Consider the following 18833-nt stretch of genomic DNA (forward strand, 5'->3'; position numbering starts at 1 on the left):
ACTGGTATTATTATACTTTCGTTTAAGGTATTCTGATGGCCGATTAGTAACCATTTATAAGTTTGTAGTCGATGGGCTTTAATATTCTAATTTGTGATGATTCTTCGCTTGCCAGAAAGATGGCGAGAAGTAACTTGCCAGATGGGTTCGCTGAAACTGTCTATGAAGTTTCAAACGGTATGGATGCTTTAGAGGTGTTAGCACATCACACCATCGACTTGGTTTTGCTCGACCTCACCATGCCGGTTCTAGATGGCCTTGGTGTACTAAGCGAAATTAAGCGCCGTCAGCTTGAAGTGTTCGTTATCGTGATTTCTGGCGACATTCAGCCGTTGATGCAAGAAAAGGTGATGTCGTTAGGCGCGCTGTCGTTTATAGAAAAGCCGATAAAACGTGATGCGTTGAAAACCATTCTTTGCCGTTTTGGTTTTATTCTGCCCGACACCTACCAGACTGCAATTGCCGTTTAAATTATCCGTTAATATAAAAGAGCGAACCTTGGTTCGCTCTTTTTCGTTATGTACCAGCACACATATTATTAATCAAACCAATGACGGGTTTTGTTAGCGAACCAGACTAATGAAAGCATAACCGGAACTTCTACCAATACGCCTACCACAGTCGCCAGAGCCGCGCCGCTGTGAAGCCCAAAGAGAGAAATTGCCACGGCAACCGCTAGCTCGAAAAAGTTCGACGTACCAATCATGCACGCTGGTGCCGCAATATTGTGCGGCAGTTTCATGCGCTTTGCTGCAAAATAGGCAATGGCGAAAATACCGTAAGTTTGTATGAGCAGCGGTATCGCAATAAGTACGATATCTTGGGGCTGTGATAAAATCGTTTCTGCTTGAAGGCCAAACAAAATAACAATTGTCAGCAGCAAACCAATGACTGAAAAAGGTTTGAACTTACTAACCAATGCGTCAACAGCACCACTTCCTGGAACGGTTCCCTGCGCGCTGTTGTTTTTGTTTTCCAAGAGGCGGCGCGTGATATAGCCCGCTATCAAGGGCAATACTACATAGAGCGCCACAGAAAGTAGCAGGGTGTCCCAAGGAACCGTGATGTCTGTTACGCCTAGTAACATAGCGGTAAGTGGTGCAAAAGCGACTACCATAATAAGGTCGTTTATTGAGACCTGCACCAGCGTGTAGTTAGCATCCCCTTTGGTTAGATGGCTCCACACGAAAACCATAGCAGTACAAGGAGCGACGCCCAGTAATATCATACCTGCTATGTATTCAGTGGCAGTTTGCGGGTCTACCAAATCGGCAAAAATACCTTTAAAGAATAGCCAGCCTAGAAGCGCCATAGTGAAAGGCTTAATAAGCCAGTTAACCACAAGTGTAAGCACCAAGCCCTTTGGCTTTTTACCGACGTTTTTAATAGAGCCAAAGTCTATTTGCACCATCATTGGATAAATCATTAACCAAATAAGCACGGCCACTACGAGGTTTACGTGTGCATATTCAAGTGCTGCAATAGACTCGAATGCGCCAGGCATGGCATAGCCCAGACCTACACCCGCAACAATACAAAGACCAGCCCACACTGATAAATAACGTTCAAAGAAACCCATGCTGATTCACCTTTGTCTTATTTTACAACGACTTTTGATTAACACGTTTGCTCACTTCTTCTGCGCTTTCAACACGCTCAGAATAGCGATCAACCAGAAAGTCTTTGTTATCGCGAGTAAGCAAAGTAAATTTCACCAGTTCTTCAACTACATCCACAATGCGGTTGTAGTAAGGGGAGGTTTTCATCCGACCATTTTCTTCGAATTCAAGAAACGCTTTTGCCACAGAAGACTGGTTAGGGATAGTTAACATGCGCATCCATCGGCCTAAAATTCGCATCTGGTTTACCGCATTAAACGACTGAGAGCCTCCTGATACCTGCATGATGGCCAGTGTTTTACCTTGAGTTGGGCGTACGCCACCAAGGCTGAGCGGTACCCAGTCAATCATGCTTTTCATAATGCCTGTCATACTGCCGTGTCGCTCTGGAGAGCACCAGATTTGCCCTTCAGACCACATCATAAGCTCGCGCAATTCTTTAACTTTGGGATGAGATTCATCTTCAGTATCAGGCTGCGGCAATCCGCGAGGATCAAATATTTTGGCTTCAGCGCCAAAATATTCAAGCAACCGCGCTGACTCTTCAATAACTAAGCGGCTGTAAGAGCGCTCTCTCAGTGAACCGTAAAGCAATAAAATACGAGGTTTATGGTCTGAGAATGTCGATGCAAAGTTAGCCATAATGGGCTTGTGCATTTGTTCCATTACCGCATTATCTGATGGGCTTTCAGCCATTGATCTTTCGTTGCTGCTAGCTATATCTTGGTCCATTGTTTTACCTTTATTTATTACTGAGCGCCCAACGTTGATAGTGCGTCTTTAAGTGCTGCTTTATCTAAGTTTTTTTCTGCCAGTTCTGCTAGTGCCTCTACGCGCTTTTCAATAATATCGATGGTGTTATTGAATGCATCGGCTTTCTCTTGTTCGCTACCTTCTAGCTTAGACGGGTCTTCTAAGCCCCAATGCACCTTAAGTGACTTACCGAAATAGACAGGGCATGACTCACCAGCAGCGGAATCACAAACTGTCACAACAAGATCTGCATCGTAGCCTTCAAACTCATCCCACGACTGGCTTTGAAGACCATTCGTGTTAAAACCACGCTCTGCAAGGTACTTTAAAGACAGAGGGTGTACTTCACCTACAGGTTGGCTGCCTGCACTACGCGCTTCAACTTTGCCGTTAGAGGCATTAGTGATTGCCTCGCAAAGAATGCTGCGGCAGCGGTTGTGCGTACAAATGTATAAAATCTTCATATAAAACCTTACATTAAGGGTTGATGCTATTTTGAGTAACTATCAAAAAATGTTAAAAACTTGAGAAAACCGACAGCTGGCGATGTACTACGGTGTAATCTCAGCGCTGTTGCACATGAAAAAATTTAGGCGTTAGCAACTGGTGCAAGACAAATTCGATAAGGACTCGCTGAAATACTCATCGTTGTGAATAGCGGTATTCTTTATGACGTCCAGTGCCCAGGCAGGTAGGTCAGGGTGAAGTTGGTAATACACCCATTTGCCCTTACGGGTATCGAGTACTAAACCACATTTTCGTAAATCTGCGAGATGGCGTGAAATTTTTGGCTGGCTTAATTGAAGCGCGTCGGTAAGGTCGCACACACATAATTCGCCTTTTACGCTAAGCATAAGTAGCGTTTTTAAGCGGGTGTCTTCAGATAGGCATTTGAAAAACGTTAAGGGCGACAAAAAACATGCAGACATAGAACACTTCACATATGAAATTTCGTATGTGAAGTATCATATATGAAATTCCGTATGCGTCAATGACGAATCTGAAATTTCATATATGTTTATTTTTAAAAATTAGCTCCGCAACGGCATTCTTTAGTTATCTATGCGGACTGGTATTAAGCTAAAGAAGCCTAATCACTTTCTGGCAAGGCAGCGTCGAAGGACATCGCCACTTGGTTGTTGTTTAGCGCATTATAGTGAGTGATAACGTCGTTCATGAAGGTGTGCCATGTTGGGTTCGGATGCCAAATTGCCATAAGGTCTTTTTTGGCGTTTTGTTCATTTTCTCCAAGTACGTTGATTCTGTATAGATATGTAAACGCGGCACCCCGCCAATTCAATTTACAGTGGGTCAGCACCTTGTCCTCATTCACCTCTACGCTTTGCATAAACGCTGCGTAGTTTAAAAAGTTGGCGAGCGTAGGGCCTTCCCAATCAACAGGCACATTAAAGTAATCGAGCCCTAGTTCTGATGTAGTTAAAATTTCACTGCTTCTATCCCCTGGGATCAAGTCTATAACGTGAGTGACTCCTTTTTCCTTTAGCAAAGAAAAGTGAGCAGCATTGGGTAAGCCAGAAGAATACATAAATGGCGCGTTTTCTTGGTAGTTGGTGAGTGTTGCAAGTGTAGGTGCAGTTTCCATCTGCGTGTCATTGCCCGCTTGCTGTGTTGAGCCGCCTTCATAATAAGCGTTTGCACATAAACTTAATCCTAGCCCTAAGCTAATAAACGCAGTAGTAACAACGCGACGTAACGTAGACTTTTGAAGCGATGGCGTATTTTTCATTTTTCTAAGTGCTGCTGTTTGGGTCTTTTTCATAGTTTAGAGCTCACTGTTGACACCGTTGTGATTATAATTTCTACGTTACACAATTGCTTACTATTGTCCAAGCAGTAAAAGCTGCGAATAAGTCTTAAACAGTAGCGTTTACATAAGGAACTAGGTTTAGTCTTGGGAAGTTTCTGATCTAGTCTAAGTGAAGGGCCAAGCTCGGTGTGAGAGATAGGACTAGAGCCGTGCGTGAGGCGTTAGGGAATGACATAGCACAGGTTTTAAAAGGAGAGGAATTCCTCTCCTTAAATTTTTTTCAACGGTTTGTATTATCTATCCATATGCACAACAGAACGGATGCTTTCGCCTTTGTGCATTAGGTCGAACGCTTCATTGATCTCATCAAGACCCATTGTGTGAGTGATAAACTCTTGAAGACCAAAGTCGCCGTTTAGGTATTGCTCTACAATGCCCGGCAGCTCTGAGCGACCTTTAACACCACCAAACGCAGAACCACGCCATACACGACCTGTCACTAATTGAAATGGGCGCGTTGAAATTTCTTGTCCTGCACCGGCTACGCCTATGATCACAGATTCGCCCCAGCCCTTATGACAGCACTCTAAGGCTGAACGCATCACGTTCACGTTACCGATACACTCAAACGAGTAGTCGACGCCGCCGTCAGTCATTTCAACAATGACTTCCTGAATAGGCTTGTCGAAGTTATTAGGATTTACTACGTCAGTTGCACCAAGTTGCTTCGCTAAATCGAACTTGCTCTCGTTAATGTCGATACCGATGATGCGACCCGCACCGGCCATGCGAGCACCAATAATCGCTGATAGGCCGATACCGCCTAACCCAAAGATAGCAACCGTATCGCCTTCTTGTACTTTTGCGGTTTTAAGTACTGCGCCCATACCTGTAGTCACACCGCAACCAAGTAAGCAAACTTCGTCCAGAGGTGCATTCTTATTAACTTTTGCTAAAGATATTTCTGGTAAAACTGTGTACTCAGAAAACGTTGAGCAGCCCATATAGTGATAAATTGGCTCGCCATCTTTAGAAAAACGGCTTGTGCCGTCTGGCATTAAGCCTTTACCTTGGGTTTCACGCACCGCTTGGCAAAGATTAGTCTTTCCCGATTTACAGAACTTACACTCGCCGCACTCTGCGGTGTAAAGAGGAATAACGTGGTCGCCAACTTCTACACTGGTTACACCTTCGCCAACCATTTCAACAATACCGCCACCCTCGTGACCCAGAATTGAAGGGAATACGCCTTCTGGGTCATCGCCAGAAAGGGTAAACGCGTCAGTGTGGCATACGCCAGTGGCAACGATTCGAACGAGAACTTCCCCTTTTTTAGGTAGCTCTACATCAACTTCTTCCATTTTTAACGGCTCACCCGCGGCCCAGGCTACGGCGGCTTTAGACTTTATGTGCGTTTGACCTTCTTGCAATGAATCTTTGAACGATGCCATGTGATGACTCCTTTATACCAATTATTTGATAATGATTTATAGGCCAAAGTATAGGAGACGGATTAGTTATGATAAATACACTTTTAGTAAATCACTTTTGCTTATTTGTAATAATACAGTGGTCGAAATAGAATGAGACTAAGTCTGAGAGCACATTTGCGTTAGTCAATGAGGTCATAAATACTTAGGATGAAATATTTAGAAGGTATCGCAGAGTTCTGTGCGGTGGCAGAAGTTGGCAACTTTACAGGCGCGGCCAACAAGCTTGATACATCTGTGGCACAAATAAGTCGAAAAGTAGCGTCATTGGAAAAGCAGCTTGGTGTAAAGCTGTTGCAGCGCACTACACGCAGTGTGTCGTTAACTGAAGCTGGCACATTGTACTTTGAACAAGCATTGCCGGCCTTAAAAGCGCTTGAAAATGCCCAACTGTCTGTAAGCGCGCTACAAACGTCACCGCAAGGGTTGATTAAACTCACCGCGCCTGTGGCTTTTGGTGAGGCGTTTATAGCGCCGTTGCTTAATACTTTTATGCAAAAATATTCAGGCATTAGCGTTCAATGTACCTTTTCAAATGAAAAGCTCGATATTGTCGATTTGGGTTTGGACTTAGCCATTCGAATCGGAAAACTTGAAGACTCTACGCTGGTAGCCAAAAAGCTAGCAACACGTCATCTTTTTGTTTGTGGCAGTAAAGCGTATTTTGAAGAGCATGGTCAGCCTCAAACTATCGATGAGTTAAAACATCACTCGCTTTTAGTGGGGTCACAACCTTATTGGCGATTTATGGTAGACAAGGAAATTCAGTCGATTAGTGTGCAAGGCCGAGCTCGCTACAACAGTGGGAATGCGCTGTGTAGTGCAGCTTTAGCCGGCTTGGGGCTAGCTCAACTGCCAGGCTTTTATGTGCGAGATGCTTTGGCTTCTGGCGAGCTTATCGAAGTGTTTCCTGAGTACAAAGATAAGCAAGAAGCCATTTGGGCGGTATTTCCGTCTAACCGTAATGTGGCTCCTAAAATAAGGCTGCTGGTGGACTTCTTGGCCCAGCATATCGTTTCAGATAGCTGATGCTTGGCCGATGCAATAAGTGATCGAAATATAGCCTTTGAACCTAAACATTCTGTAATTAAGACGTGTAAAGGTGATGTGGTGCACAACGATGATGGGCGAATTCAGGTACGCGGTGCTCGCGTACACAATCTTAAAAGTCTCAATGTAGATATTCCCAGAAACGAAGTGGTGGTGTTCACCGGCGTATCCGGTTCGGGAAAATCTTCCCTAGCGTTTGGGACCCTTTACGCTGAAGCGCAACATCGTTATCTAGACTCAATATCACCCTATGCACGCCGCCTTATTGAGCAGATTGAAAAGCCAGACGTAGATGCGATTGAAGGGCTGCCGCCAGCAGTGGGTCTACATCAGCGCCGTGGCGCACCCTCTGTGCGTTCATCGGTTGGCAGTATTACTACGTTATCAAATAGTTTACGTATGCTGTATTCAAGGGCAGGAGATTACCCTGAAGGGCAGAGTATCATTTATGCTGACGGGTTCTCTGCGAATACGCCGGAAGGTGCGTGTGATGAGTGCGACGGCATAGGTAAAGTGTTCGACACTCAGGCGCAGCTTCTCGTGCCTGACGATAGCCTAACCATACGGGAAGGTGCAGTTGCTGCTTGGCCCGGGGCATGGCAGGGGAAAAACCTCGTTAGGGTACTGCTATCTCTTGATATTGATGTTGATGTTCCATGGCATACGTTACCTAAAAAAACGCAAGACTGGATTTTGTATTCCGATGAAACGCCTCAGGTACCCGTATATCGTAGCTATAACTTAGAGCAAACTCGACAAGCACTCGCCGAAGGTGAGCCTGCAAGCTACAACGGCAAGTTTATCAGCGCCAGACGTCACGTATTAGATACATTTAAAACCTCTCAAAAAGAAAAGATAAAGCAGCGCATCGCACGTTTTCTTTCGATCACACCCTGTCCTACCTGCCAGGGTAAGAAGCTTAAAGCAAAGGCATTAAATGTTACGTTAGATGGCTTGGATATTATTGATTTTTCAAGACTTCCATTGCACGACGTTGACAGGAAATTGAAAAAACTTAGGCATGCTGTTGCAGATGATGTTTCCGAAAGGGCACAAGTTATAAGAAATATAACCTCTGATGTTGTTGATAGAATTAAGCCGATTATTGCGCTAGGTCTGGACTACCTATCATTGGACAGAGGCACAACCACGGTTTCGGCAGGAGAGCTTCAGCGATTACGTCTGGCTACGCAGCTTAAATCAAATCTGTTTGGTGTTGTATTTGTAATGGATGAACCCTCAGCAGGGTTACATCCTCGCGATGTAGAGTCTTTGGTTCACGCGCTTCACGATATCACGAAAGCAGGTAATTCGCTGTTAGTGGTTGAGCATAACCCTTATGTCATCAAAGGTGCGAATTGGGTGGTGGATGTTGGCCCTCGGGCGGGCACAAACGGTGGCGATTTGGTATATAGCGGGCCTGCAGAACAGCTGGCAAGCGTGACGCACTCGTCCACTGCCGACTTTGTTTTTAACAATAAAACACTGGTGAATAGAGCACGGCGCAGTGCTACGGGCACCCTTAGCCTTAAAAACGTTACTCGAAATAATGTTAAAAAAGCGAATGTTGAAATTCCTTTGGGCGTCATGACAGCCGTTACTGGGGTATCAGGTTCAGGAAAATCAAGCCTGATTAGCCAAGCGTTGGTTGAATTGGTAAGAGACGGACTTGGCGGTACTCACGTTCAAAATGAAGATGAACTCAGCGAAGCGTCATTACTTTCAAGTGATAATGATATAGACGACGAAGAGATAGCTGAAAAAGGAGCTATAGAAAAAGGGTTAGACGATATAAGTCGTTTAGTGGTTGTCGATCAGTCTTCAATTGGCAGGACGCCTCGCTCTACGCTTGCAACTTACACAGGAATGTTTGATCAAATTAGGCGTTTATTTGCTGACACCGATGAGGCCAAGTCTTGTAACTATGACGCTGGACATTTTTCTTTTAACGTAGTTAAAGGTCGCTGCCCTAATTGCGAAGGGTTGGGTGTAGTTTCAGTGGAACTACTTTTCATGCCAAGCGTTTATTCGCCGTGTACGGTATGTCATGGAAAGCGCTTTAAGGATGAAGTGTTAGAGATTAAATACAAGGAACATTCCATTGCCGATGTTTTAGCGCTTACCGTCGATGAGGCTCAGCACGTTTTTGACGACAATAAGGCAGTACTGAGAGGGCTTGAAACGCTTATCAAAGTAGGTCTTGGATACCTTACATTAGGTCAAAGCGCGACAGAGCTATCTGGCGGTGAGGCACAGCGTATAAAACTAGCCACTGAGCTAAAGCGCGCTCAAAACAGCAACACTCTTTATGTATTAGATGAGCCTACAACAGGCTTGCATCTGTCAGATATCGCCCTGCTAATGACGCACTTAAGTTCCCTGGTGGATAGGGGCAATACAGTGGTTATGGTGGAGCACAATATGAAAGTAGCCGCGGCGTGTGACTATGTCATAGATATCGGACCAGGCGCAGGTGGGAGTGGCGGACAAGTCGTCGCTCACGGCACCCCTGAAGACGTTGCTAGAAATAAGGAGAGTGCAACCGCTCCGTTTTTAACCGAAGCGTGCCGGCTAAACTAAGGCATTGCTGTCGTTTTTATTGCGTTATAATGACTTTTTAAACAACTTTACGTTCGCGAATTCGCCGATAGTAGACGCTTTTGTACCTTAAAGAGAAATGTTTCTTAATTATTGTTTCACTTTTTGCAATACAGTATGGTGAAAACTGCGGTTGACTTATAGACGTCTATACGGCAAATTGCTTGTATGAAAAAGATTCTAGTTACTCGCACCACCATGATGCTGATTACCACCTTAAATAGGGCGGTCGCTGACTAGTGCAAGTAAGCAAAAGACAACGAAAGCCCGCCTAAACAAGAGCGGGCTTTTTTTTACACACGTTTTAGCATGCGTAACCTTAAGGAGCAGCATATGAAAGTCTTAAAGTTTGGGGGTTCTTCTCTAGCCGATGCACCGCGATACATGCGTGTGATGGAAATTAGCACGGCAACCCACCAAACCGAAGGTGCTGCGGTTGTACTCTCGGCCCCAAAAGGGGTAACTAACGCGCTTTCACTATTGTGTGAACAGGCCGCCGCGGGTGAAGATTTCCAGCCGTTATTTGATAAGTTAAACGATACGGTGACCGGCATTGCCAACAACTTAAACGAAGAACTCGACGGGTTTGCACATGCAAGCGTAGTGGAATTCATTAATAGTCACTTATCGGTATTAAAACAGCACCTTGAAGGCATAAAGCTCTTAGGTGTTGCACCTGATAATGTAGCTGCGGGTATTCTCAGTATTGGTGAATACATTTCGGTAACGCTCTTCAGCGCCATGCTATCCGCCAAAGGCATAGCTAATCGCATCATCGACCCTGTTAAATATGTGCTTGCTGAGGGCGACTATTTAGACAGTATTGCCGATGTTTCACTAAGCAAAGCGCGTTTTTCAGATGTACCCTGCGATGGCAGCGAGTTCTTAGTTATGCCAGGCTTTGTTGCTGCTAACGAAGCGGGTGAGAAAGTTACGTTAGGGCGTAACGGTTCAGACTATTCGGCGGCCATTCTAGCGGCCTGTATCGATGCAAGCTGCTGTGAAATCTGGACGGACGTAGACGGTGTCTACAACGCTGACCCGAATCAAGTTGAAGGCGCTGTACTGTTAGATAAGCTTACTTACCAAGAAGCCATGGAGCTGTCTTATTTCGGCGCCAAGGTGCTTCATCCAAAAACCATCGGGCCTATTGCACAGCATCACATCCCTTGTCTGATCAGAAACACGTTAAACCCGGCAGCGCCAGGTACGTTAATCAGTAATGAAAAAAGCGAAGTGTGGACGTCGGTTAAAGGTATCTCTCAGCTTGATAATGTAACCATGTTTAACGTTGCAGGCCCTGGGCTTAAAGGCATGGTAGGCATGGCAAGCCGTGTGTTTGAGGTAATGTCTAACGCCAATATTTCAATAAGCCTGATTACACAGTCTTCATCAGAATATTCAATCAGTTTTTGTATACAAAGCAAAGATGCCAATCGCGCGTTGAACCTTCTTGAAGATGCATTTGCACTTGAGCTTCAAAACCAACTGCTTGATCCTATCGAAGTGCGTCATGACCTGGCTATTGTTACCTTAGTAGGTGACGGTATGCGTCAAACTAAAGGGCTGGCAGCGCGTTTCTTCAACTCGCTTGCACAAGCGCGAGTAAACAACGTTGCTATTGCTCAGGGCTCTTCAGAGCGTTCTATTTCTACAGTAATTGAAAGTAAGCGTGCTAAGAAAGCAGTAAAAGTAATCCACCAGAATTTTTTCTCTGACCGCCATACCATAGACGTATTCCTAGTGGGGTGTGGCAACGTGGGCACCGAACTGCTAGGTCAGATTGAAAAGCAGCAGCCTGCTTTGTTGAAGCGCAATATCCAACTACGTGTTTACGGCATCGCAAATAGCCGCAAGCTACTGCTAAATAGCCAAGGTATTGAGCTTAGCGGTGACTGGAAGGCGGCCCTTGAGTCAGCAAGCGAAGGATTAAGTGTAGAGCGCTTACACCAGTTTGCTAACGACAACAGCCTGGTAAACCCGGTTATTGTTGACTGCACCAGCCATGAAGCCATTGCACAGCAATATGTAGATATGATGGAAAGCGGGTTTCACGTTGTAACGCCCAATAAAAAGGCGAACACCAGCGCCATGTCTTACTACCGTAAGCTGCGCAAAACGGCCCTTGATACCAATCGCCAGTATTTGTACGAAACCACCGTTGGTGCGGGTCTTCCCGTTATTGATAACTTGCAGAAACTTTTCAGTGCAGGTGACGTACTACACCGTTTTGAAGGTATTTTATCAGGCAGTTTGTCTTATGTGTTTGGAAAGCTTGAAGAAGGTATGAGCCTGTCGCAAGCGACACAAACAGCCAAGGACAACGGTTTTACCGAGCCTGACCCCCGCGACGATTTAAGTGGTATGGATGTGGCGCGTAAGCTACTTATTATGGCTCGTGAAGCTGACTTGGCATTAGAGCTATCTGACATTGAAATTGAGTCTGTGCTGCCAAAAGGTTTTGCTGAAGATTGTTCAATTGACGAATTTATGCGCCAGCTTCCAGAGCTAGATGCTGCTATGAATGAGAAAGTTGATGCGGCTAAGGCCGAAGGCAAAGTCCTTCGTTATATCGGCAGTATTGAAGACGGAAAATGCAAAGTCAGTATCCAAGCAGTGCCGGCGAGCAACCCGCTTTCGCAGGTAAAAGATGGCGAAAACGCACTGGCTATTAACAGCGATTACTACAGCCCAATCCCTTATGTAATTAGAGGGTATGGTGCGGGTGGTACGGTAACGGCAGCAGGGGTGTTTGCTGACATTCTGCGTACTATGCCATGGAAACAAATGGCGCATTAACGGCTAATTAACGCTTGGTATGCTTAACGTAATGAATAAGCGGCTAAAGTAAGAAATTCGAAGGTGCGACTTAGGTTAGTGATTTATCCCGTTAAGTCGCAAGCGAAGTAAGAGAAATAATATGAAAGCATTCACGGCCTTTGCGCCAGCTTCAATTGGAAATGTAAGCTTAGGCTTTGATGTATTGGGTGCAGCGCTCGCTCCAGTAGACGGCACTAAATTAGGTGATGAGGTTGAAATAAAAGCGGCTGAGTCATTTTCATTAAAGACGGTAGGACGCTTTGCTCACAAGCTTCCGGGCGATGCAGATAGCAATATCGTCACTAAGTGCTACCACTATTTTTGTGAGCAGATGGAAAAGGCTGGGAAACCGACCTCTCCGGTAGCCCTTACCCTTCACAAAAACTTGCCAATTGGCAGTGGCTTAGGCTCAAGCGCTAGTTCAATTGTTGCTGCTTTTGCAGCGCTTAATGCTTTCTTCGACAACCCGTTTGATGAAGATACGTTGCTAATTATGATGGGCGAGCTAGAAGGCCAAATTAGTGGTAGCGTACATTACGATAACGTAGCTCCGTGTTATTTGGGCGGCATGACGCTAATGACGGGCAGCGACGCGCCGGTCACGCTATCACTGCCTTTGAACGACGACTGGTACTATGCCGTTTGTTATTCGGGCATTAGCGTATCGACAGCGGCTGCTCGCGATATCTTACCTAAGCAGGTGGATATGGCGACGGCGCTAACCTTTGGTCGGCAGTTAGGGGTATTTGTTCACGCTTTACATGCCGGTAACTTTGACTTGGCGGCGTCAGTAATGAAAGATGTCATTGCGGAACCTTACAGAAAATCGCTACTGCCTGGCTTTGATGAGGCACGTGCATTTAGTGAGCAAGCGGGCGCGCTCGCGTTCGGTATTTCGGGTTCAGGGCCAACGGTGTTTGCCGTGTGTTCAAGTAAAGCGCAGGCGGAAAACGTCGCCGCATATTTAACCGATAACTATATTCAGAACGATGATGGCTTTAGCCATGTGTGCCAAATACCAAGCCAAGGTACTATTATTTCTTAACGGACATGATTTCTTAAAGGCACATGATTCCTAAAGTCATAGTAACTCATAAATGCACAGTGATTTTTTAAAAGATTAAAAGGGCAGTACATCTGCCTAACTATAAAGGTAACAGCAAGTGGAATTGGTAAATTTAAAAGATTCATCGGACACAGCGAACTTTGCTGACGCTGTGAAGCGCGGCTTAGGTAGAAACCAAGGGCTTTATTTTCCAGAGCATATACCTACTCTAGACAATATTGACGAACTGTTGGAAAAACCGTTTGTCGAGCGCAGTATTGAAGTGCTTCGCGCACTGATTGGTGACGAGCTGAACAATGGCGAGCTAGAAGAGATTGTGAAAACCGCATTTGCGTTTGGTGCGCCAGTTGAGCAAGTGAACGACAACGTATACTGCTTAGAGCTTTTCCACGGACCAACGCTGGCGTTTAAAGACTTTGGCGGCCGCTTTATGGCGCAAACCCTGTCACGCATCAGCGAAGGCAAGCCAGTAACTATTTTAACTGCGACCTCAGGTGATACTGGCGCGGCTGTAGCTCACGCGTTCCATGGCATAGAGAATATCAACGTGGTTATCCTGTTTCCTAAGGGCAAGATCAGTGCGCTACAGGAAAAGCTATTCACCACGCTAGGCGGAAATATCCATACCGTGGCAATAGAGTCTGACTTTGATGCGTGTCAATCGTTGGTGAAAACCGCGTTTGATGATCCTGACGTACGTGAAGGTCTTCACCTAAACTCAGCAAATTCAATTAATATCAGCCGTTTATTAGCCCAGGTTTGCTATTACTTTGAAGCGATTAGCCAACTGCCTAAAGAAAAGCGCGATCAAGTGGTTGTGTCGGTACCTAGCGGAAACTTCGGTAACCTCACAGCTGGTATGATTGCTAAATCGTTAGGCTTACCAATTAAGCGTTTTATTGCGGCAACGAACTTGAATGACACTGTGCCACGCTATCTTAAGACCGGTGAGTGGGACCCTAAGGCGACCGTAGCAACCATGTCTAATGCTATGGATGTGAGCCAGCCAAATAACTGGCCGCGTATTGAGGCGCTTATCGAACGTGGTTACATCGACAAAGCGTGCCTTAAAGGTGAGATGGTAGACGAAGAATATACGCAGCTCGCTATGCGTCAATTGGCGCAACAAGGTTATACCAGCGAGCCGCATGCAGCTATTGCTTATCGCGCAGTAAATCATGATTTAGAAGACGGTGAAATTGGATTGTTCTTGGGCACTGCACATCCAGCCAAGTTTAGGGAAACCGTAGAAAACGTATTAGGAAACCCTATCAGCTTGCCAAAGCCGTTGGCCGATGTAGCAGGTGAAGATAGCTTAGCCGTAGATCTACCCGCGTCTTACGATGCACTTAAACAGCATATGATGGAACTATTGAAGTAATGACATCATTGGTTTCAACATGGCAGAGCGCGCTTGGTGAAGAAAAGCAAAAAGACTATTTTGTTGAATTGCTTGAGCGCGTGAAGCATGCGCGAGAGGCGGGAAGTGTTATTTACCCGCCTCAGCCTGATGTATTCAACGCACTTAAATACACGCCGCTCGATGAGGTTAAAGTCGTGATATTAGGGCAAGATCCTTACCATGGACCGAATCAAGCCCACGGTCTCTGTTTTTCGGTAAAAGCAGGCGTTAAAACACCGCCATCACTTAAAAACATGTACAAAGAGTTATTGACCGACATCGACGGTTTTGTCGAGCCTAATCACGGTACGCTCACGTCATGGGCAGAGCAAGGTGTATTGTTGCTTAATACTGTTCTCACTGTGGAGCAGGGCAAGGCGCATAGTCATGCGAAGTGGGGGTGGGAAACCTTTACTGATAAAGTTATTGATGCGGTCAATGAACACTGCAAAAACGTAGTGTTTCTTCTGTGGGGAAGCCACGCGCAAAAAAAAGGCAAGCACATAGACCGTGAAAAACACCTAGTCTTACATGCACCTCATCCATCGCCACTCTCAGCACACAGAGGCTTTTTAGGTTGTAAACACTTCAGCCAAACTAACCAATACCTTGTTGCCAAGGGTAAAGACCCTATCCACTGGCAGGTATAGCATTAGCTTTTAGGCTAAGCACCTAAATAAAGCATGCTAGAAAGTAAAAAGGCCGCCTGTGTAACAGGCGGCCTTCATTTTATCTTTCCAGTGTTTCTAGCTCGTACTCGAAACCACAGTCGAGTTCGGCGAGTTCTTTTTCTAATTTGTAGCGATCTTGTAGCGCTTCGATTTCTCTCCACTTACGTTTTTTGCTTTTGGTTTTTGCTGGGCTTGCTTCGATGTCTAACATGGCAAATAGATCTGACTTATCCACTGGGATCTCCTTTTTATACCACTACAACTAATACAGAGTTTTTGTTTTTAAATTCCCTCTGTACGATTTTGTATCACAGCCGACACTAAAATAAAATAGTTTAGTTTACCTTTTATTAACAAATTGTGACGATATGATGACAAGGGTAAGGAAAGTCCAGTGTGTTTAAAGCGTGAACAAAAACTGTATGCAATTGATACTGTTTGGTTTTTTAGTCATCAATGGTACAGTGCTACGGATATCAAAAACGCCTGTCGTATCGTCGATGAATACCGCAACAAAAAACGGCTAGCTTTTGAAAAAGCTAGCCGTTCAGTTTGTTATTTGCACCAAGTGGGTGATTTTAAATCACCTCGTGTTCCTTATTTTGGTGCATTCGCTGCTCTGAATTTGGCAATCAATTGTTGTGTTGAAGCGTCGAAATTGTCGTTGTCCGCTTCGCCTTGAATGCCTGCAAGTACTTGGTTTCCTAGCACTTTACCTAACTCTACGCCCCATTGGTCGAATGAGTTAAGGTTCCAGATAACACCCTGAACGAATACCTTATGCTCATACATTGCAACCAGCGCGCCAAGTGTTTTAGGTGTAAGGCTGTCAAATAAGAAAGTATTGCTAGGCTTATTACCGGGCATGGTTTTGTGAGCGGCTAAGCGTTTGCGTTCTACGTCGTCAAGGCCCTTACCGTCAAGGTCTGCATAACACTCTTCGAAGGTTTTACCCTGCATGAGCGCTTGGGTTTGACCAAAGCAGTTAGACGCAAGCATGGCATGATGGGTGTGATCTTGATTAGGCACGTTAAGCGGCAGCATGAAATCAGCTGGAATAACGCCTGAACCTTGATGAATAAGTTGGTGGAAGCTGTGCTGACCATTTGTGCCCTCGCTACCCCAAATAATTGGGCCAGTCGGGTAGTCCACGTTCTCGCCTTCTTGCGTCACTTCCTTACCATTACTTTCCATATCTAACTGCTGTACGTAAGCTGGTAAGCCACGAAGATAGTGGTAGTAAGGCAGTAAAACATGTGATTGTGCATCAAAGAAGTTTCTGTACCAAACGCCTAAGAGAGCAAGTAGAACAGGCATGTTTTCTTCTAGCGGTGCGGTTGTGAAATGGGTATCCATGTCAAACGCACCTTCAAGCAAGCCTTTAAAGTTTTCAAAGCCAAGTGCAAGTGAAATAGGCAGGCCAATAGCTGACCACAGTGAGTAACGACCGCCCACCCAGTCCCACATTGGGAAGATGTTGTCGGCGCTAATACCAAACTCGGTAGCTGCTTTTACGTTTGAAGACACAGCTACAAAGTGTTTGGCAATATCTTCCTGTGTACCGCCAGACTTTAAGAACCAATCTTTAGCCGTTAGCGTATTTTGAAGCGTCTCTTGGGTAGAAAAAGACTTTGATGACATAACTACTAAGGTCTCTTCAAAGTCTACGCTAGATAGCACGTCGTGAATGTGGCAACCATCAACATTGGCAACAAAGTGAACCTTCACCGCATCTACTGTATGTGGCTTAAGTGCCTCAGTCATAATTTTAGGGCCAAGGAACGAGCCACCAATACCGATTGCCACAATGTGCTTGATTGGCTTGCCGGTATAACCTTTGTGTTCACCGCTGTGAACTGACGCGGTAAACGCTTCAATTTTAGCAAGCGTTGCATGTACTTCAGGCATAACATCTTCGCCATCTACCAGCACTTTGCGGTCAGAGAAGTTGCGAAGCGCGGTATGCAGCACAGCGCGACCTTCGGTTGAGTTAATTTGCTCACCCGAAAACATAGCGTCGCGAAGGGTTTCTAATTTACATGCACGAGCTAGGTCAAAAAGCCCTTTAAGCGCATCTTCGTTTACACGGTTTTTGGAGTAATCTAGAAAAATGCCGCAGGCTTCAAGCTGCATCTTATCAGCGCGACTTACATCTTTTGCAAACCAATCACGCATGTGGGCATCTTTAACCGATAAAGCAAGTTCAGATAGCTTTTTCCATTCTGGAAGTGATGTTAAAACACTCATTGATTCAATAACCCTTATGCGCTTAGTTTTTCACGTAGCATGGTTTCTAGCTTGTCTTGGTCAGCCGCAAAGTTACGGATGCCCTCAGAAAGCTTTTCTGTTGCCATTGCATCTTCGTTCATTGCCCAGCGGAATTCGCTTTCTGTTAAACGGTCACCTGGTGTTTTCGTTGCGCCATTGTCTTTAAGCTTAACTTCTAATTCGCCAGGTTCATTGGCCAGTTCTTCCAGAAGTGCAGGGCTGATGGTAAGACGATCACAACCAGCTAACGCTTGAATTTCGCCAATGTTGCGGAAGCTCGCGCCCATTACCACGGTGTTGTAGCCGTGCTCTTTGTAGTAGTTGTAAATTTTGGTTACTGATACAACGCCCGGATCTTCGTCTGGTGCGTATGACTCAGTGCCCGTCGCCTTTTTGTACCAGTCTAAAATACGGCCAACGAATGGGGAAATTAGGTAAACTCCCGCTTCCGCACACGCCTGTGCTTGGGCGAAGCTGAAGAGAAGGGTTAGGTTACATTGAATGCCTTTCTTCTCTAGTGCTTCAGCTGCTTGAATACCTTCCCAAGTAGACGCAATTTTAATAAGAATGCGTGACTTATCGATGCCAGCGTCTTCATAAAGCTGAACTAAGCGCTCTGCTTTTTCGATGGTTGCAGCGGTATCGAACGACAAACGGGCGTCTACCTCGGTAGAAATACGGCCAGGTATAGTTGCAGATATTTCTTTACCAATGGCAACTGCTAACTTGTCTGAAGCATCAGTTAATTGCTGGTCGGCGTCGTTAGACTGAAGTTTTGCCCATGCTACAGCATCATCAATTAGGCTTGCATATTGAGGAAGACCTGCCGCTTTTAAAAGTAGCGACGGGTTGGTAGTGGCATCGACTGGTTGATACTTTTTAATGGCATCGATGTCGCCCGTGTCGGCAACTACGGTAGTGATATCACGTAATGAAGCTAACTGATTACTCATAATTCTCTCTATTCTTTAGTAATAATAAATTTGGACAACTCGCTAGAAAAGCCAGTTGAATAAAACGGTTCGCTTGCGCGTGTGTAGGGCTTCGCGCTTGCGTTTTCTTTTTGCGAAATACGTCTTCCAACAAGGAAGGAGGCAAAAACAAATTTAGCGCTTTGGTCATCAAGACATACATCTAGAGGATGCATATGACTTATTGTTTGAATAATTTTTTGTACTGCTATTTATATCAAACCCGTGTGACAATTCATACATTGAATAGTGACAAATTAGCTAATCGGATTTCTCTGTTAAGCCAATTTACGTCTTTTATATGCCATTTTGCTTTTTCAAGCGTATCAGGTGGTATAATTCGGGGGTAATACCATT

The 18833-nt window shown here is 45.2% G+C and carries 16 protein-coding genes; 7 read left to right on the forward strand and 9 right to left on the reverse strand.

The annotated features are described in order from the left end of the window. The first annotated feature begins 71 nt into the window (after window positions 1-71). Window positions 72-470 (forward strand): response regulator, encoded by a 399-nt coding sequence (locus GVO62_RS03990; protein ID WP_159117836.1) that lies wholly within the window; start codon window positions 72-74, stop codon window positions 468-470. Between the two features lie 68 nt (window positions 471-538). Here the strand turns inward: GVO62_RS03990 and arsB are convergent, their stop codons facing one another. The 6 genes from arsB to GVO62_RS04020 all read right to left on the reverse strand — a co-directional run bounded on the left by arsB (window position 539) and on the right by GVO62_RS04020 (window position 5591). Continuing rightward, window positions 539-1579, reverse strand: a complete 1041-nt coding sequence (gene arsB / locus GVO62_RS03995) for an ACR3 family arsenite efflux transporter (protein ID WP_159117837.1) — start codon at window positions 1577-1579, stop codon at window positions 539-541. Between the two features lie 22 nt (window positions 1580-1601). Next, on the reverse strand, window positions 1602-2285 hold the full coding sequence (gene arsH / locus GVO62_RS04000; RefSeq protein WP_236547059.1) for an arsenical resistance protein ArsH: 684 nt from the start codon (window positions 2283-2285) through the stop codon (window positions 1602-1604). Window positions 2286-2368: 83 nt separating this feature from the next. Then, a complete protein-coding gene (locus tag GVO62_RS04005; protein ID WP_159117838.1) occupies window positions 2369-2836 on the reverse strand; it encodes an arsenate reductase ArsC in 468 nt (155 codons plus the stop codon). A gap of 132 nt (window positions 2837-2968) precedes the next feature. Continuing rightward, the gene (locus tag GVO62_RS04010) at window positions 2969-3301 is read right to left on the reverse strand and encodes a metalloregulator ArsR/SmtB family transcription factor (RefSeq protein ID WP_159117839.1); all 333 of its coding nucleotides are present in this window, start codon (window positions 3299-3301) and stop codon (window positions 2969-2971) included. 161 nt (window positions 3302-3462) lie between these two features. Then, window positions 3463-4152 (reverse strand): protein tyrosine phosphatase family protein, encoded by a 690-nt coding sequence (locus GVO62_RS04015; protein WP_173359146.1) that lies wholly within the window; start codon window positions 4150-4152, stop codon window positions 3463-3465. Window positions 4153-4433: 281 nt separating this feature from the next. Next, complete coding sequence (locus GVO62_RS04020) at window positions 4434-5591, reverse strand: S-(hydroxymethyl)glutathione dehydrogenase/class III alcohol dehydrogenase (protein ID WP_105929533.1); 1158 nt, start codon at window positions 5589-5591, stop codon at window positions 4434-4436. 189 nt (window positions 5592-5780) lie between these two features. Here GVO62_RS04020 and GVO62_RS04025 point away from each other — a divergent pair, with 189 nt between their 5' ends. The 6 genes from GVO62_RS04025 to ung all read left to right on the forward strand — a co-directional run bounded on the left by GVO62_RS04025 (window position 5781) and on the right by ung (window position 15216). Then, a complete protein-coding gene (locus GVO62_RS04025; RefSeq protein WP_159117840.1) occupies window positions 5781-6659 on the forward strand; it encodes a LysR substrate-binding domain-containing protein in 879 nt (292 codons plus the stop codon). An 81-nt stretch (window positions 6660-6740) separates the two neighbouring features. Beyond that, a complete protein-coding gene (locus GVO62_RS04030; protein WP_159117841.1) occupies window positions 6741-9260 on the forward strand; it encodes an excinuclease ABC subunit UvrA in 2520 nt (839 codons plus the stop codon). Window positions 9261-9611: 351 nt separating this feature from the next. Beyond that, a complete protein-coding gene (gene thrA, locus GVO62_RS04035; protein WP_159117842.1) occupies window positions 9612-12077 on the forward strand; it encodes a bifunctional aspartate kinase/homoserine dehydrogenase I in 2466 nt (821 codons plus the stop codon). Between the two features lie 121 nt (window positions 12078-12198). Then, entirely contained in the window at window positions 12199-13143 is a 945-nt protein-coding gene (gene thrB / locus GVO62_RS04040; protein ID WP_159117843.1) for a homoserine kinase, read from the forward strand. 118 nt (window positions 13144-13261) lie between these two features. Continuing rightward, a complete protein-coding gene (thrC, locus tag GVO62_RS04045) occupies window positions 13262-14545 on the forward strand; it encodes a threonine synthase (RefSeq protein ID WP_159117844.1) in 1284 nt (427 codons plus the stop codon). Next, window positions 14545-15216, forward strand: a complete 672-nt coding sequence (gene ung, locus GVO62_RS04050; RefSeq protein WP_159117845.1) for a uracil-DNA glycosylase — start codon at window positions 14545-14547, stop codon at window positions 15214-15216. Before thrC ends, ung begins: the two co-directional genes overlap by 1 nt. Before the next feature lie 79 nt (window positions 15217-15295). Here ung and GVO62_RS04055 read toward each other — a convergent pair whose 3' ends face one another. The 3 genes from GVO62_RS04055 to tal all read right to left on the reverse strand — a co-directional run bounded on the left by GVO62_RS04055 (window position 15296) and on the right by tal (window position 18458). Next, entirely contained in the window at window positions 15296-15472 is a 177-nt protein-coding gene (locus tag GVO62_RS04055; protein WP_012519516.1) for a DUF3545 family protein, read from the reverse strand. Window positions 15473-15834: 362 nt separating this feature from the next. Continuing rightward, on the reverse strand, window positions 15835-17484 hold the full coding sequence (gene pgi, locus GVO62_RS04060; protein WP_159117846.1) for a glucose-6-phosphate isomerase: 1650 nt from the start codon (window positions 17482-17484) through the stop codon (window positions 15835-15837). A gap of 14 nt (window positions 17485-17498) precedes the next feature. Further along, window positions 17499-18458: a transaldolase gene (tal, locus tag GVO62_RS04065; protein WP_120961827.1), complete on the reverse strand. Its 960-nt coding sequence runs from the start codon at window positions 18456-18458 to the stop codon at window positions 17499-17501. Window positions 18459-18833: the final 375 nt, after the last annotated feature.

Source organism: Alteromonas sp. KUL150 (assembly GCF_009811475.1).
GTDB classification, from domain to species: domain Bacteria; phylum Pseudomonadota; class Gammaproteobacteria; order Enterobacterales; family Alteromonadaceae; genus Alteromonas; species Alteromonas gracilis.

Coding starts and splice junctions, on each gene's coding strand:
- GVO62_RS03990 (WP_159117836.1), top strand. CDS start 72: ATGGGCTTTAATATTCTAATTTGTGATGATTCTTCGCTTGCCAGAAAG.
- arsH (WP_236547059.1), bottom strand. CDS start 2,285: ATGGAACAAATGCACAAGCCCATTATGGCTAACTTTGCATCGACATTC.
- GVO62_RS04005 (WP_159117838.1), bottom strand. CDS start 2,836: ATGAAGATTTTATACATTTGTACGCACAACCGCTGCCGCAGCATTCTT.
- GVO62_RS04015 (WP_173359146.1), bottom strand. CDS start 4,152: ATGAAAAAGACCCAAACAGCAGCACTTAGAAAAATGAAAAATACGCCA.
- pgi (WP_159117846.1), bottom strand. CDS start 17,484: ATGAGTGTTTTAACATCACTTCCAGAATGGAAAAAGCTATCTGAACTT.
- thrB (WP_159117843.1), top strand. CDS start 12,199: ATGAAAGCATTCACGGCCTTTGCGCCAGCTTCAATTGGAAATGTAAGC.
- GVO62_RS04020 (WP_105929533.1), bottom strand. CDS start 5,591: ATGGCATCGTTCAAAGATTCATTGCAAGAAGGTCAAACGCACATAAAG.
- GVO62_RS04025 (WP_159117840.1), top strand. CDS start 5,781: ATGAAATATTTAGAAGGTATCGCAGAGTTCTGTGCGGTGGCAGAAGTT.
- GVO62_RS04010 (WP_159117839.1), bottom strand. CDS start 3,301: ATGTCTGCATGTTTTTTGTCGCCCTTAACGTTTTTCAAATGCCTATCT.
- thrA (WP_159117842.1), top strand. CDS start 9,612: ATGAAAGTCTTAAAGTTTGGGGGTTCTTCTCTAGCCGATGCACCGCGA.
- ung (WP_159117845.1), top strand. CDS start 14,545: ATGACATCATTGGTTTCAACATGGCAGAGCGCGCTTGGTGAAGAAAAG.
- tal (WP_120961827.1), bottom strand. CDS start 18,458: ATGAGTAATCAGTTAGCTTCATTACGTGATATCACTACCGTAGTTGCC.
- arsB (WP_159117837.1), bottom strand. CDS start 1,579: ATGGGTTTCTTTGAACGTTATTTATCAGTGTGGGCTGGTCTTTGTATT.